12 protein-coding genes, 1 tRNA gene and 3 pseudogenes are annotated in these 15616 nt (G+C 49.0%); 10 read left to right on the plus strand and 6 right to left on the minus strand.

Features of this window, described 5'->3' with window-relative positions; genetic code table 11:
• Positions 1-104 precede the first annotated feature (104 nt).
• The 6 genes and pseudogenes from BQ7483_RS09790 to BQ7483_RS18340 all read left to right on the plus strand — a co-directional run.
• Positions 105-1064, plus strand: a complete 960-nt coding sequence (locus BQ7483_RS09790) for a toprim domain-containing protein (protein WP_071150072.1) — start codon at positions 105-107, stop codon at positions 1062-1064.
• Between the two features lie 224 nt (positions 1065-1288).
• Positions 1289-2692, plus strand: coding sequence for a mobilization protein (locus BQ7483_RS09795; protein ID WP_071150073.1), 1404 nt, complete (start codon positions 1289-1291; stop codon positions 2690-2692).
• Positions 2693-2791: 99 nt separating this feature from the next.
• The gene (locus BQ7483_RS09800) at positions 2792-3202 is read left to right on the plus strand and encodes a hypothetical protein (protein WP_071150780.1); all 411 of its coding nucleotides are present in this window, start codon (positions 2792-2794) and stop codon (positions 3200-3202) included.
• A pseudogene (locus BQ7483_RS18330) lies at positions 3195-3593 on the plus strand (GNAT family N-acetyltransferase); the annotation flags it as partial. The gene BQ7483_RS09800 and the pseudogene BQ7483_RS18330, both read left to right, overlap by 8 nt.
• Positions 3594-3686: 93 nt before the next feature.
• A pseudogene (locus BQ7483_RS18335) lies at positions 3687-4259 on the plus strand (sugar O-acetyltransferase); the annotation flags it as partial.
• Positions 4260-4367: 108 nt separating this feature from the next.
• Positions 4368-4739 (plus strand): annotated as a pseudogene (locus tag BQ7483_RS18340) (GNAT family N-acetyltransferase); the annotation flags it as partial.
• Between the two features lie 107 nt (positions 4740-4846).
• Here the strand turns inward: BQ7483_RS18340 and BQ7483_RS09820 are convergent.
• Positions 4847-4931: transfer RNA gene (locus tag BQ7483_RS09820), tRNA-Ser, on the minus strand.
• A 135-nt stretch (positions 4932-5066) separates the two neighbouring features.
• Between BQ7483_RS09820 and BQ7483_RS09825 the strand changes: the two genes are divergently transcribed.
• Together BQ7483_RS09825 and BQ7483_RS09830 are read left to right on the plus strand one after the other, a co-directional pair.
• The gene (locus tag BQ7483_RS09825; RefSeq protein WP_022021058.1) at positions 5067-7613 is read left to right on the plus strand and encodes an endonuclease MutS2; all 2547 of its coding nucleotides are present in this window, start codon (positions 5067-5069) and stop codon (positions 7611-7613) included.
• Between the two features lie 36 nt (positions 7614-7649).
• Positions 7650-8861 carry an L-serine ammonia-lyase gene (locus tag BQ7483_RS09830; protein ID WP_022021057.1) on the plus strand — a complete coding sequence of 404 codons (1212 nt, stop codon included), beginning with the start codon at positions 7650-7652 and terminating at the stop codon, positions 8859-8861.
• A 267-nt stretch (positions 8862-9128) separates the two neighbouring features.
• On the opposite strand, the gene BQ7483_RS09835 is transcribed toward BQ7483_RS09830, so the two are convergent.
• From BQ7483_RS09835 to BQ7483_RS09845, 3 genes are all read right to left on the minus strand, one after another.
• The gene (locus BQ7483_RS09835; protein WP_022021056.1) at positions 9129-9566 is read right to left on the minus strand and encodes a PepSY-like domain-containing protein; all 438 of its coding nucleotides are present in this window, start codon (positions 9564-9566) and stop codon (positions 9129-9131) included.
• A gap of 113 nt (positions 9567-9679) precedes the next feature.
• Complete coding sequence (locus BQ7483_RS09840) at positions 9680-10951, minus strand: sensor histidine kinase (protein WP_072545748.1); 1272 nt, start codon at positions 10949-10951, stop codon at positions 9680-9682.
• The gene (locus tag BQ7483_RS09845) at positions 10948-11625 is read right to left on the minus strand and encodes a response regulator transcription factor (RefSeq protein ID WP_022021054.1); all 678 of its coding nucleotides are present in this window, start codon (positions 11623-11625) and stop codon (positions 10948-10950) included. The genes BQ7483_RS09840 and BQ7483_RS09845 overlap by 4 nt, the downstream gene beginning before the upstream one ends.
• Before the next feature lie 233 nt (positions 11626-11858).
• Here BQ7483_RS09845 and BQ7483_RS09855 point away from each other — a divergent pair, with 233 nt between their 5' ends.
• Entirely contained in the window at positions 11859-13229 is a 1371-nt protein-coding gene (locus BQ7483_RS09855; protein WP_022021052.1) for a TrpB-like pyridoxal phosphate-dependent enzyme, read from the plus strand.
• A 238-nt stretch (positions 13230-13467) separates the two neighbouring features.
• Here BQ7483_RS09855 and BQ7483_RS09860 read toward each other — a convergent pair whose 3' ends face one another.
• The gene (locus BQ7483_RS09860) at positions 13468-14013 is read right to left on the minus strand and encodes a hypothetical protein (RefSeq protein WP_072545749.1); all 546 of its coding nucleotides are present in this window, start codon (positions 14011-14013) and stop codon (positions 13468-13470) included.
• Positions 14014-14266: 253 nt separating this feature from the next.
• A complete protein-coding gene (locus BQ7483_RS09865) occupies positions 14267-14443 on the minus strand; it encodes a DUF4250 domain-containing protein (protein ID WP_022021050.1) in 177 nt (58 codons plus the stop codon).
• Positions 14444-14570: 127 nt separating this feature from the next.
• On the opposite strand from BQ7483_RS09865, the gene corA reads away from it, so the two are divergent.
• Positions 14571-15590, plus strand: coding sequence for a magnesium/cobalt transporter CorA (corA, locus tag BQ7483_RS09870; protein ID WP_022021049.1), 1020 nt, complete (start codon positions 14571-14573; stop codon positions 15588-15590).
• The last annotated feature ends 26 nt before the right edge of the window (positions 15591-15616 follow it).

Here is a 15616-nt window from a genome sequence, read left to right on the forward strand (position 1 = left end):
ATACGAAAATAAAGTGAAGTGATTATACAGACCGTACTTCACAAAAAGGTACGGGCGAAAAGAGAAATAAATATTCCAACCATTATTCAAGCACTCATCTTATTATGGATATACAAACAGCAAAACAAATCAGGATAGCGGATTTTCTGTACAGTTTGGGACATTCTCCCGTCAAGCAGCAAGGTATCAACCTGTGGTATAAATCCCCGCTACGGGAAGAAACAGAACCTTCATTCAAAGTAAATACCGAGCGCAACCAATGGTATGATTTTGCAATCGGCAAAGGTGGAAATATCATCGCACTGGCACAGGAACTCTACTGTTCCGACTATGTGCCTTATCTTCTGCAGAAAATCGAGGAACAGACACCGTACATACGTCCCGTATCTTTCTCTTTTGGAAAGCAATCATTTTCCGAACCGAGTTTTCAGCAATTGGACATTGTGCTGCTGGCTTCTCCTGCCCTGCTTGCCTACCTACAGGAAAGAGGGATAAACACGGCACTGGCGAAAAGAGAATGTAAGGAAGCCCGTTTCACCCACAACGGCAAACGGTATTTCGCCATTGCTTTTCCGAACATATCGGGCGGATATGAAATCCGCAACCGATATTTCAAGGGATGTATCGCACCGAAAGAAATATCCCATATCAGACAGTCAGGAAAGCCAAGGAGTGCATGTTACGTTTTTGAGGGATTTATGGATTACCTTTCCTTTCTTACCTTAAGGCTGGAAAGCTGTCCGCAATCACCCGATTTCGACAGACAGGATTACATAGTTCTTAATTCCGTAGCCAATGTTCCCAAGGCACTCTATCCGTTGGGAAGCTATGAGCGCATCCACTGTTTCTTTGACAATGACCGTGCAGGAATGGAAGCAATACAGCAAATCCGAAAGGAGTATGATGCTACCCGGTATATACGTGACGCCTCGCAAATCTACAGTGGATGTAAAGATCTGAACGAATATTTACAGAAACGAATAGCCGATAGGAAAGAGCAAGCGCAATCTGTCAAAAAGAGGAATGATACGCTATCCAAGAAACCGAAAGGCTTCCGGTTATAGCCCACTATAACTACACGCTTCGCTTACGTAGTTGTGGGCTCTCCCGAGGGGATTAGGGTTTTACCCTAATAACCCACTCAGGGCGTTTCTCCCCTGAGAACCCAGAGCAAAGAGTGACCCTCTCTTTGCAATCTCCGCTTATGGGTTACACCCCTAAGAACCCTGTGCGGTTATGAGCGGACAACAGAAAATTTCACCAACAATCCAAATCAAATTTTAAGAATATGGCAACAAAATCAAGCATACATATCAAGCCCTGCAGAATTACATCAAGCGGGGCTCATAACCGAAGAGCAGCAGAGTATATGCGCAATATCGGCAAATCTCAAATCTACATCGTGCCCGAACTGACTTCCAATAACGAGCAGTGGATAAACCCCAGCTTCGGTAGTCCTGACCTGCAGGCGCACTATGAAAACATCAAACGGATGGTCAAGGAAAAGACCGGACGAGCGATGCAGGAAAAGGAGCGTGAACGCAAGGGAAAGAATGGGAAGATTATAAAAGTGGCTGGATGCTCACCAATCCGTGAGGGAGTATTACTCATCAGACCGGATACGACACTGGCAGACGTGCGTAAATTCGGTGAGGAATGCCAAAGACGCTGGGGTATCACACCGCTGCAAATCTTCCTGCACAAGGACGAGGGACACTGGCTTAGTGGACAACCCGAAGCCGGAGATAGGGAGAGTTTCCAAGTCGGTGAAAAGTGGTTCAAGCCGAATTACCATGCACATATCGTTTTCGACTGGATGAACCACGATACAGGTAAAAGCCGAAAGCTCAATGACGAGGATATGACGGAAATGCAGAGTTTGGCATCCGACATTCTCCTGATGGAGCGTGGGCAGTCAAAGGCTGTTACTGGCAAGGAGCATCTGGAGCGTAACGATTTCATCATTGAGAAGCAGAAAGCCGAACTGCAACGCATGGATGCTGCAAAACGGCACAAAGAAGAACAGATAGGTCTTGCTGAACAGGAACTGAAACAGGTGAAATCAGAAATACGCACCGACAAGCTAAAGAAAACAGCCACCAATGCAGCCACCGCCATAGCAAGCGGTGTCGGTTCTCTTTTCGGTAGTGGAAAGTTGAAAGATTTGGAACAAGCCAATGAAAAATTGCGTCAGGAAGTTGTCAAGCGTGATAAAGGTATTGATGCATTAAAAGCCAAGATGCAACAAATGCAGGAACAGCACGGCAAACAGATACGCAATCTTCAAGGAATACACAATCAAGAGCTTGAAGCCAAAGACAGGGAAATTTCCCGGCTTAACACCTTGCTTGAAAAGGCATTCAAGTGGTTTCCGATGCTTAAAGAGATGCTGAGAATGGAAAAATTGTGTGCTACCATCGGATTCACCAAAGAAATGATAGAGAGCCTCTTGACAAAGAAAGAAGCCATACAATGTAGTGGCAAAATTTATTCCGAAGAACACAGACATAAGTTTGATATCAAAAACGATGTTTTCAGGGTTGAGAAACATCCGATGGATAGCGGTAAGCTCATACTGACTATAAACAGGATACAGATGGGAGAATGGTTCAAAGAGCAGTTTGATAAATTACGGCAAAGTTTACGAAGACCAACAGAAGAGCCAAGAAAAAGCAGAGGATTCAAATTGTAATTGTTAAATCGCTCAAATTTAGAAGAGAGGAGTAATCAAATGCTATTTTGGTTGCTCCTTTTTCGTATCTTTATGGCATCACTTATAATACTGAATTATATGGATAAACAAATAAAATCAACAATTTGTGCCACATTAAACTGTAATATACAAACAGTTTGGAAAGTTGTAACATCCTTAAATGACTATTCATGGCGTAGTGATATTGTTTCTATTAGCTTTTCTGATAAAAGGCATTTTACTGAAAGAAATAGCGATGATATTATCACACATTTTATAGTCAGAGTGTTTGAGCCATATAGCCAATATTCATTTGATTTGGATAACAAAAACTTATATGGTACGTGGACTGGATATTTCAAGCAAGTTGATACAAAAACTGAAATTAAATTTATAGAAATGATTTCTGTAAAGAAATGGTGGTTATATCCATTTGCCAAATGGTATTTGAAAAAACAACAGAAACAATATGTATCAGATTTACAACGAAAGTGTGAACGCTATGAGTAATGCAATAAATTATAAAACTCGTCCTTTACGTCAAGAGGAAACGTTCTTATTAAGAGAATTCCTTTATGAAGCTATTTTCATCCCAAAAGGAATAGAAACTCCCTCAAAAGAGGTTATAAATGCACCTGAATTAAAATTATATATTGAAAACTTTGGAACAAAAAAGGATGATTTTTGTTTGGTCGCTGATTGTGCAGGAAAAGTAATTGGTGCTGTATGGGTACGGATTATGAATGATTACGGACATATAGACAACCAAACTCCCTCCCTTTCCATTTCTTTATATAAAGAATACCGTAATAAAGGTATTGGAAGTCATTTAATGAACGAAATGTTAGCATCCCTTAAAGATAAGGGATATAATCGTGTATCTCTTTCTGTACAAAAAGCCAACTATGCAGTTAATATGTATCTTAAGTTGGGATTCAAAATAATAAAAGAGACATTGGAGGAATTCTTAATGGTAAATGAATTGAATAAAAAAATGAGCAATTACCAACATTTTTTGTCAGGAGAATATTGTAACTATCTGGATGCAGAAGTGTTAGTGATGATAAATAGAACAAAAGGTTATTTGTCCGTGTTAAATGACATAAAAACAGCGGAAAATGAAAAAAAAGAAATCCTTTCCAAAATGTTAGGAAACATTGGAAATCATTCAAGCGTAGGACAAAACTTTACTTGTCAATGTGGTAAGCATATTTTTATTGGTGAACAAACTATTATTAATAAGAACTGTACGATGATGGATGAAAATCAGATTCATATTGGTGATAGAGTACTAGTTGCTCCAAACGTGCAGTTTTATACGGCTACTCATCCAATTAATTTTGATGAGAGATTTGTGGAAAATTGGAATGAAGATTCGGGGGAACTATTTTTCAGAACCAAAGCTTTACCAATCACCGTAGAAGATAATGCATGGATTGGCGGTGGTAGTATCATTCTTGCCGGAGTAACCATTGGAAAAGGTAGTGTAATTGGTGCAGGAAGTGTGGTTACAAAATCAATACCTGAGAATTGTCTTGCTGCTGGAAATCCATGTAAAGTGATTAGATGGTTAAGCCCCCAATATAGGCTTCTCCCACTCGAAGAAAAGGACATTCCCGAAATGCAGGAATTATTTCGCTCTACCGTGCTGAATGTTAATATCAGGCATTATACACAAGAAGAGGTAGAAGATTGGGCATCTTGTGGTGACAGTGTAGAGCATTTGAAAGAGCTTCTGTCACACAATCATTTTATAGGTGCTTTTGATGAGGCGGGCCGCATGGTTGGCTTTTCATCTATGAATAAAGACGGCTATCTGCATTCCATGTTCGTACACAAGGATTGGCAAGGCAAAGGTGTGGCCACACAACTTCTTTCTGAAGTTGAACGCATTGCCAAGCAATTGGAAGTTGCTGAAATAACATCCGAAGTAAGCCTGACAGCCAGACCGTTCTTTGAAAAGAAAGGATATGAAATAGTCAAAATACAGAAGTATAGGGCAAACAAACTGGAACTGACAAATTTTGTCATGCGCAAATTATTATAACCACTAGAACATGATTCCTTAAATGAATATAAAAACACCCGACTTTACATTCTTGGGTGTAAAATCGGGTGTTAACCTTGTAAGCCATTGATTTCCAATGTTTATTGCGGAGAGACAGGGATTCGAACCCCGGGTGCCTCGCAGCACAACGGTTTTCAAGACCGCCGCAATCGACCACTCTGCCACCTCTCCAAAACTCCATCGGAGGAGTGCCTCTGTTTTTCTTAGGCGGTGCAAAGGTACAAATCATTTTTAAATCTGCAAACTTATTGCCTGTTTTTTCATGGATTAATCGTACTTTTGTACGCAAAATAACAGGATAAGCCCATGATATATCCACAAAACTTTGAACAAAAGATAGGTTTCGACCAGATCAGACAGCTGCTGAAGGAAAAATGCCTCAGCCCACTGGGTGAGGAACGGGTGACGGAAATGACCTTCACCGACCACTTCAGTGAAGTGAACGAACGACTGGAACAGACCGACGAATTCATACATATCCTGCAGGAAGAAGACAATTTTCCGGCACAATACTTCTTTGACGTACGCCCGGCCCTGCGGCGCATACGAGTGGAAGGCATGTATCTGGACGAGCAGGAACTATTCGACCTGCGCCGTTCGCTGGAAACCATCCGCGACATCGTGCGCTTCCTGAAGGCGACAGGCAATGACGGGCAGGAAACGGAAGAGGAGAACATCCCCTATCCCCGCCTGAACAGGCTGGCCGGCGACATCAACGTATTTCCGCAACTCATCGCCCGCATCAACGAAATACTGTCGCCCTACGGAAAAATCAAGGACAACGCATCACCCGAACTGGCGCGCATCCGCCGCGAGCTGGCCTCGACCATGGGCAGCATCTCGCGCTCGCTGAACAGCATCCTGCGCAACGCACAGAGCGAAGGTGTGGTAGACAAGGACGTGACCCCCACCATGCGCGACGGCCGACTGGTAATCCCTGTGGCTCCCGCTCTGAAACGGAAGATAAGAGGCATCGTCCACGACGAATCGGCCAGCGGAAAGACGGTATTCATCGAGCCGGCCGAGGTGGTGGAGGCCAACAACCGCATCCGCGAGCTGGAGAGCGACGAACGACGCGAAATCATCCGCATCCTGACGGACTTCTCCAACCGGATGCGCCCGCAGATTCCCGACGTACTGCTGTCCTACGAATTTCTGGCCGAGATAGACTTCATCCGCGCCAAGGCCCTGCTGGCCTTGCAGACCTCGGCCCTGAAGCCTGTGGTCGAGGACCGGCAGGTCATCGACTGGACCATGGCCGTGCATCCGCTCCTACAACTGTCGCTGGCCCGCCACGGCAAGAAAGTGGTGCCGCTGGACATCGAACTGAACGACAAGCAGCGCATCCTCATCATCTCCGGCCCCAACGCCGGCGGCAAGTCGGTCTGCCTGAAGACCGTCGGACTGCTGCAGTACATGCTGCAATGCGGACTGCCCGTCCCCATGCACGAACGCAGCCATGCGGGCATCTTCAGCAGCATCTTCATCGACATCGGTGACGAGCAGTCCATCGAGGACGACCTGAGTACCTACTCGTCACACCTGACGAACTTGAAAATCATGATGAAGCAGTGCAACGAGCGGAGCCTCATCCTCATCGACGAATTCGGCGGCGGCACGGAGCCACAGATAGGTGGTGCCATTGCCGAAGCGGTGCTGAAGCGGTTCAACCAGAAGCGGGCCTTCGGTGTCATCACTACTCACTACCAGAATCTGAAGCACTTCGCCGAGAACCACGAAGGGGTGGTAAACGGAGCCATGCTCTATGACCGACACCTGATGCAGGCCCTCTTCCAGCTGCAGATAGGCAACCCGGGCAGCTCGTTCGCCGTGGAAATTGCCCGCAAGATAGGTCTGCCCGAGGACGTCATCGCCGATGCATCCGAAATCGTGGGCAGCGAATACATCCAGAGTGACAAGTACCTGCAGGACATCGTCCGCGACAAGCGCTACTGGGAAACCAAGCGACAGAACATCCGCCAGCGCGAGAAGCAGATGGAAGAAACCATCGCCCGCTACCAGGCCGAGATGGAATCGCTGCAGAAAGAAAGGAAAGAGATACTGAAGAAGGCGCGCGAAGAGGCCGAGCAGCTGATGCAGGAAGCCAACGCACGCATCGAGAACACCATACGCACCATCAAGGAGTCGCAGGCCGAGAAAGAAAAGACCCGCCAGGCACGCCAGGAGCTGACCGACTTCCGCGAGAACCTCGAGGAACAGACCGGCCGCGAACTGGAAGAGAAGATAGCCCGCAAGATGGAGAAGCTGAAGGAGAAGCAGAACCGCAAAAAGGAAAAGAAGAACCGCAAGGCTGAAACCCCGGCCCTGTCACCCGAAGAACAAGCCGCCCGTCAGGCACGCCAGGAAGCCGAACGCCTCAAGGCCATCGTGCCCGGCTGCAGTGTCCGCATCAAGGGGCAGACCGCTGTGGGCGAAGTGATGGAAGTGGGCGGGAAGAGTGCCGTCGTGGCCTTCGGAAGCCTGAAGACTACTGTCCGCCTGGACCGCCTGGAAGTGACACAGGCCCGACCGCAGACCACTCCGACCAACGCCAAGGCCACCTTCCTCAGCAGCCAGACGCAGGACAGTATGTACGAGAAGAAGCTCGCCTTCAAGCAGGACATCGACGTGCGCGGCATGCGAGGCGACGAGGCCCTGCAGGCAGTGACCTACTTCATCGACGACGCCATCCTGGTAGGCGTACCGCGTGTCCGCATCCTGCACGGAACAGGGACAGGCATCCTGCGCACCCTCATCCGGCAATACCTGCAGACCGTGCCCGGCGTACGCCACTTCCAGGACGAGCATGTACAGTTCGGCGGAGCAGGCATCACCGTAGTCGACTTAGAATAACTAATCAAATCAAGAATCCATAACCATAGACGACCTATGAAATCAATCAAAGAACTTTACCGCATCGGCACCGGACCTTCGAGCAGTCACACCATGGGACCGCGCAAGGCTGCCGAAATCTTCCTGAAACGACATCCCGAAGCCGCCGGCTTCAAAGTAACCCTATACGGCAGCCTGGCTGCCACGGGTAAAGGCCACATGACCAACGTGGCCATCACCGAAACTCTGCAACCCGCCGCACCGGTAGAAATCATCTGGGAGCCCAAAATCTTCCTGCCCTTCCACCCCAACGGCATGAAGTTCGTATCTGTGGATGCCGAAGGCAAGGAGACCGACTCGTGGACGGTATTCAGTATCGGCGGAGGCGCCCTGGCTGAAGAAAATGACGGCGACGCGTCGGTCAACACGCCCGATGTCTACGAAATGAACCACCTGACAGAAATCCTGCACTGGTGCGAACGTACGGGCAAGAGCTACTGGGAGTACGTAAAGGAATGCGAGGAAAGCGACATCTGGGACTATCTGGCCGAAGTGTGGACCACCATGAAGGAAGCCATCCACCGCGGACTGGACAGTGAAGGCGTGCTGCCCGGCCCCTTGAACCTGCGCCGCAAGGCATCGACCTACTTCATCCGCGCCAGCGGTTACAAGGCTTCGCTCCAAAGCCGCGGACTGGTCTTTGCCTACGCCCTGGCCGTCAGTGAAGAAAATGCCGCCGGAGGCACCATTGTGACGGCCCCTACCTGCGGTTCGTGCGGCGTGGTTCCCGCCGTTCTCTACCACCTGCAGAAGAGCCGCGAATTCACCGACATCCGCATCCTGCGCGCGCTGGCCACAGCCGGACTCATCGGCAACATCGTGAAGCAGAACGCCTCCATCTCGGGAGCCGAAGCCGGATGCCAGGCCGAAGTGGGTACCGCCTGCTCCATGGCCTCGGCCGCTGCCAACCAGCTGTTCGGCGGAAGCCCGGCCCAGATTGAATATGCAGCAGAGATGGGTCTGGAGCACCACCTGGGCATGACCTGCGACCCTGTGTGCGGACTGGTACAGATACCCTGCATCGAGCGCAACGCCTATGCCGCCGCCCGTGCGCTGGACGCCAACCTCTACTCATCGTTCACCGACGGCATGCACCGCGTGTCGTTCGACAAGGTGGTGGAAGTGATGAAACAGACCGGCAACGACCTGCCCTCGCTCTACAAGGAAACCAGCGAAGGCGGACTGGCCAAGGACTACCACCCGATGTAACGGGACATCACAGCAACAGCCTTGCAGGGACACCGCAAAGGCTTAAAGCAATATACTAAAAAAATAAAGATAAAAGTAAAGACAATGTCATCATAATTTCTCTTCCATTTAAGCAGAGAAAATCAACATTTTGCCCAGCCTAAACAATCCGTTTACCCAGCTTAAACAATTCATTTGAGCTGGGAAAACGAATGCTTTAAGCTGGGCAAACAACTGTTGAAAACGGGTCTTTTTCTTCACCCTACTTCAAAGAGAAACCTAACCAGGTCAGTCATCTATGTCTATCAGCTGTCCCTTCTTGTTGAACTTCAGTGAAAGACGGTTACTCAGTTCCACTTCGACCTCACCGCGGTCGCGCTCAATCTTGTGATAAATGACTCCCGGATATTGTGCGTTGACATATTGCTGTATATACGCCGGAACCAACGTTTTGGGCAGTTCAGCCCGCTTGCAATCCACTTCTTCCCAGTTGCCCTTGCCGTCGAACTCAATCTTCGTACGGTCGGTCATCACCACCTCATATTTCTTCGAGAGGAATTCACTTTCCACCTTTATATAGGAAATCTGCCGATTGCCGAAATATTGTTTCAAGAAAGTCTGGGCCGCAGCCGGCAGTTCTTTGGGATCCATTGTAATCACATCGCGGGCAAAACCGAGCTGTACGGTCAACACCATCACCATCAGGAAGGCAATCATCTTTTTCATCTTCTTTCTTCTTTTTATGAGTTAATACTTTCTTTGTTATCGTTTATGATGCAAAGGAAGCAGGCAAATTGGGAAAAAATCGGGAAAAACAGAACATGTCCCGATTTTTTACACTATTTAACCAGCGAAAAGACATGCATACCGTCTTCCCACTGATAGGACAGATGGAGCGAACAGCCCGAAGCAATGGCCTCGCTGATGGCCAACCCCAGTCCGGTGGACTCCTTCTTGCGGTCCACGCTGTGGGCAAAGCGTTTGAACAACATGGCCTCGTCCAGCGGAGCCGTTCCGCTGTTCTTCACTACCAGCGATACGGGAGTAGTCTGCACCACCAATCTTCCTCCATCCAAATTATGGAGAAGGGCGTTCTTCACCAGATTCGTGACAAGAATATGGGCCAGCGAAGCGTTGCAACGTATCACGAAAGGAGCGTCTCCCTTCAACCGTTCCAGCCGGATCTGCTTATGCTCGTAGATGTCCATCAAGTCGGGCAACAGCTCGTCCAGCAACTCGTCCACCGATACGTCTTCCGTCTCGGCATACTGTCCGTTCTCGATGCGCGAAAGCAGCAGCAAGGCTCTGTTCAGCTTCACGGCCCGTCCCAGGGTGGCATAAATGGAATCAATCTCCTTCAGTTGCTCTTCGGTCATGCCGTCGCTTTCTGCCAGCAGTTCCAGCTTGCCGCGGGCAATGGCCAGCGGAGTCTGCAACTCGTGCGAGGCGTTCTCGATGAACTGCTTCTGCTCCTCGTAGGCCTTGTGGCTGCGGTTGGCCATGTCACAGGCCACATCGCCCAGCAGGCGGAATTCGCGGATACCGGTATCGTTGTCCAACGGCGGTACCTCTGCCCCGGGATGCAACCGCTGCAACCAGTCCATCAGCCTATTCATGGGTCGGAATATCTTCTGAAGAATGAGCCGTGTACCGACAGCCGTACAACAAAGGAACAGAACGAACAACGCCGCCAGGTACCAGAACATCGCATTGACCATATCGTCGCGCTCCAAGGTGGATATCATCAGTTCCAGTTCGTAAAACTGTCCGTCGGGCATGCGGAAAGCCGTGCGGTAAACGCGTACCGGCTCGTGCTCGTCCTCGCTCTCCACATAGACCAGCGAATCGTAGAACATGTCGCGATAGTCTTCCCCCTCCTCTACCGAAATGGGGTGGAAATAGTAAAAGGACATCAGGTTGCCTTCGGTCTCCAGCGTCGAAGGGTCGTAAAGAGCATTGTTGATGATAATCTGAGCATAGTTTTCCAGCGTGTCATCGGTCTCGTCCATTACTTCGTACATAATAGTGTAATAGAACAACACACCCCACACAGCCATCAATCCCAGCAGCCAGAGGGAGAGCTTGCAATAGGTATAATGAAGCAGCTTCATACTTCCGACAGCTTGTAACCGAAACCGTAAACAGCCTTCACCTCCACCGTCGCCCCAGCCTGCTTCATTTTTTTACGCAGGTTCTTGACCTGCGAATAGATGAAATCGAGCGAATCAGCCTGGTCGATGTTATCCCCCCAGACAGATTCAGCCAGGCTCATGCGGTTGATGACCCGGTTGGGATTGACTACAAAATAATAGAGCAGGTCGAATTCCTTGCGATTGAGCTGCATGGGGACGCCGTCCACCTCGGCCTGCCGTTTGTCAGGGTAGAGTACCAGGTTGCCCATGGTCACACTGGTATCGCCGTTGTTCTGCCGGCGGCGTATCAGCGACTTCACGCGGGCGTTGAGTTCGGCCAGGTGGAAAGGCTTCGTCAGATAGTCGTCAGCTCCCAGTTCCAGCCCGTCGACCTTGTCGTCCAGCGAATCCTTGGCCGAAATGATGAGCACACTGTCGCTGCGGTGCAAGCGCTTCAGCTCACGCAGCAGGTCCAGACCGCTTCCGCCCGGCAGCATGATGTCCAGCAGAATGCAGTCGTAATCATAGTCATTGATCTTGTCGAATGCCGAATGATAGTCTGCGGCAGTCTCGACCACAAATTTTTCTTTCAGGAGCGAAGTGCGGATGGTTTCACGCAAGTCCTGCTCGTCTTCTACTACTAATATCTTCATGGCAACAAATGTAACGTGCAATGTTGGAAAGATTCTGGATTGCACCAGACAAAGAAACGAAAAATCAAGGGGAACACCAAGCGAAACTGCAGGAAATAAACAAGTCGAAAGGTAAGCCGGCAGCGTCTTCAAACAACAAAAACGACATAACAAACAAAATAATTATAGAAAAAAGACAGATATTTAAAAATAATCCATACATTTGGACGCACAAATTTTAAAAACTAACCACTATGAGCAAACGAACAAAAAGATTTATCCTGACGGAAGACGAAATTCCACAATATTGGTACAACATACAGGCCGACATGGTGAACAAGCCCATGCCACCTCTGAACCCAGCCACCCGCCAGCCGCTGAAAGCCGAAGACCTCTACCCCATCTTCGCCAAAGAGCTGTGTCACCAGGAGCTGAACCAGACGGATTCCTGGATCGAAATCCCCGAAGAAGTGCGCGACATGTACAAGTATTACCGCAGCACGCCGTTGGTACGTGCCTACGGACTGGAAGAGGCACTGGGCACACCGGCACACATCTATTTCAAGAACGAGAGCGTCAGCCCTATGGGATCGCACAAGCTGAACTCCGCCCTGCCACAGGCCTATTACTGCAAGAAAGAAGGCGTGACCAACGTGACAACCGAGACCGGCGCCGGACAATGGGGAGCCGCCCTGGCCTATGCCGCCCGACTCTTCGGACTGGAAGCCGCCGTCTATCAGGTAAAGATCAGCTATGAGCAGAAACCTTACCGCCGCAGCATCATGCAGACCTATGGCGCGCAGGTCACCCCCTCGCCGTCCATGTCGACCCGTGCAGGAAAAGACATCCTGACGGCCCACCCCAACCATCAGGGCTCACTGGGAACAGCCATCTCCGAGGCTATCGAACTGGCCCGCACCACGCCCAACTGCAAATACACCTTGGGATCTGTCCTGAGCCACGTCACCCTGCACCAGACCATCATCGGCCTGGAAGCGGAAAAGCAGATGGCCATGGCCGGCGAATATCCCGACATGGTGATTGCCTGCTTCGGCGGAGGTTCCAACTTCGGCGGCATCTCCTTCCCCTTCATGCGTCACAACATTCTGGAAGGAAAGACAACCCGATTCATTGCGGCCGAACCTGCTTCCTGTCCCAAGCTGACGCGAGGCAAGTTCCAGTACGACTACGGTGACGAGGCCGGCTACACGCCGTTGTTGCCCATGTTCACCCTGGGACACAACTTTGCCCCTGCCAATATCCATGCAGGCGGACTGCGTTACCACGGTGCCGGTGTCATCGTTTCACAGTTACTGAAGGACCACATGATGGAAGCTGTCGACATCCAGCAGCTGGAGTCGTTCGATGCCGGCTGTCTTTTTGCCCGTGTCGAAGGCATCATCCCGGCGCCCGAATCGTGCCACGCCATCGCCGCCACCATCCGCGAGGCTAACAAGTGCAAGGAAACGGGAGAAGAGAAAGTCATCCTGTTCAATCTCTCGGGCCACGGCCTCATCGACATGGCCTCGTACGACAAATTCCTCGCAGGCGACTTGGTGAACTACTCGCTCACCGACGCCGACATCCAAAAGAACCTGGACGAAATCAACGGACTGGCCCAATAAGCCGCTCCGGTCAGCCTATTATCAAACAATCAGGAGGCTGTCTCAAAATAGAAATTCAAAAGTAATAATCTTACAGATTGAAACTTAGTAATAAAAAGCCTCCTGCTTTAGCCCTTATTTATTGCAATTATAAGACTAAAAGCAGGAGGTTTTTATGTTGTAGCTTATAAATTGTAAGTAAACTTATCTCTGTTTTTAATTTTGAGACAGCCTCCTGATTCTTATCCCCATTTCGGGTTTACTTCTGCAACGGGCAGTTCTGACGGTGCATCGGCAGTTGCCCCTTGGCCATCGGCATCTGCTTGTGACCGAACTGATGCATGCGGTGACCACCCTGACAAGGAGCCTGCTTAAAAATTTTCTCAATTTGCTTGGCGGTCAGCATTTTCTTGAATTCTTTATAATACTTCTCGCGCGTATCCAACATTTTGCGACATCGGTCAAAGCGCTGTTCAATCCGAGCTTCAATCTCCGCATCGGTCAAAGCCTTCTTTTCCGCTTTCTGGCACTGTGCACCTGCAGCCGGACAATCCTGACGGGCTTCTTTCCTGATGTCACTCAGATCCTTCAGATATTGCTGGTAAACGGGAGCAAACTTGGCAGACGTCGCATCGTCCAACAGCAAGGCCGCAGACATCCGTTCCGTTTGTTTCTGTATCATCTCTTCCTCCGTCATACGAGGTTTCTTTGCCTTCTCACCCATCGTCTTCTGTTCTACCTGTGCTGACAAACTTCCTGCAACCAACAGGACAAATACCATCAATGACATTACTTTTGCTTTCATAAAAATCTCCTTTTTAATTAATGTTACTACAAATTGGACCTGCCCTTCCCGACATCCGGAATAAGGGAAAGCCGACAGGCCTCACATTTGCTTAGAAAGCGAAAAGCACCAAAAGTAACATCGGACTGCCCCATTTTTGCAATTTATTAACAACAGAACGCTTATAAGCAAAAAAATAGGAATGAATCACGGCAAGTATCTGCCGGAATGCATTCCCATTTCAAAAAAGTAACAACTATAACTTTGAGAACGATTACCAGAATCTGTTCCGCTCGGGGCTGTATTCAAAACCTACAGCCTTCAGTCTTCTGACAATGTCTGCCTTTTCTACGTTCATATCCTCGCAAAGAGCATCAAGCGAAGGATAGAAATCTCTTAATTTCATGTTGATGAAGCTATAAAGCATCATCGGTTCTTCGGGTAATTTCATTTGCTACAATCTTTTTATAAACTAAAACCGCTGCAAAGATAGATGTTTTTTCATATACGCTTTCTTGATTTATATCAATTATAGAACAGAATTTCTACCTTTGTACCATCATTCAAAAAGAACGTTTATGAAAAACAATCTGCTGTCTGAACACCTCACCTACAATGGAGATAACGGTACACATACCCATGTACATCTGCTCCGTTACTCGGCCGAACATTTCGACGAAAGCATCTGCACTACTTTTGAAGACATTGTTGCAAAGGGTACGAACGAAAGCAAGCTCTGGGTCAGAGTCCACGGGCTGAAAGATACTGAATACATCAAGAACATCTGTACTCATTTCAAAATCAACTTCCTGATGATGCAGGACATCCTGAACGTAGACCATCCCAGCAAGATTGAGAAAAACGGTGACTTCAACTTTGTGGTGACCCGCATCTTCCACGGTGATGTGGTCTCTTCCGTCAGACTGATACAGGGGCAGGATGTCGTACTGACCTTTACCGAAGGGGAAGCCACTTTCTTCGATGATGCCGTCAAGGCCCTGCAGGAAAATGTTCTGAAGATACGCACACGCACGTCCGACTATCTGTTCTCCGTCCTCTTCAACGAACTGGTTTCGAGCTACGTTTCACTGGCTATCGAAATAGGCGACCAGCTGGACGATTTGGAAACGGAACTGCTGGCCGCCACTACCAGCTACAACATCCGCATGCAGTTGCAGTTGCTGCGCAAACGCTACATGGAGATAAAGCGTACAGTCGTTCCGCTGAAAGACCAATACTCCCGGATTCTGCATCCCGACTCCGAATTGGTCAGCGAAACCAACCGTCCCTTTTTCAACGATGTCAACGACCACCTGCTCAACGCCGTCCAACTGACGGAAGGCTGTCGCGAAACCCTGTCATCACTGATGGACCTCTACATCTCGAACAGCGACATGCACATGAACTACATCATGAAACGACTGACCATTGTATCGACCATCTTCATCCCGCTGACTTTCCTGGTAGGCGTGTGGGGCATGAATTTCAAGTTTATGCCGGAACTTGACTGGCAGTACGGATACCTCATGGCCTGGGGAATCATGCTGATTGCCGGCCTGGCCTCCTACCTGATTCTGAGGTCACGCAAATGGCAATAAAAAAGGAAGGCACGTTCATCGGAATT

The sequence above is a fragment of the Mediterranea massiliensis genome (genome assembly GCF_900128475.1).
In the GTDB taxonomy this organism is placed as follows: domain Bacteria; phylum Bacteroidota; class Bacteroidia; order Bacteroidales; family Bacteroidaceae; genus Bacteroides; species Bacteroides massiliensis_E.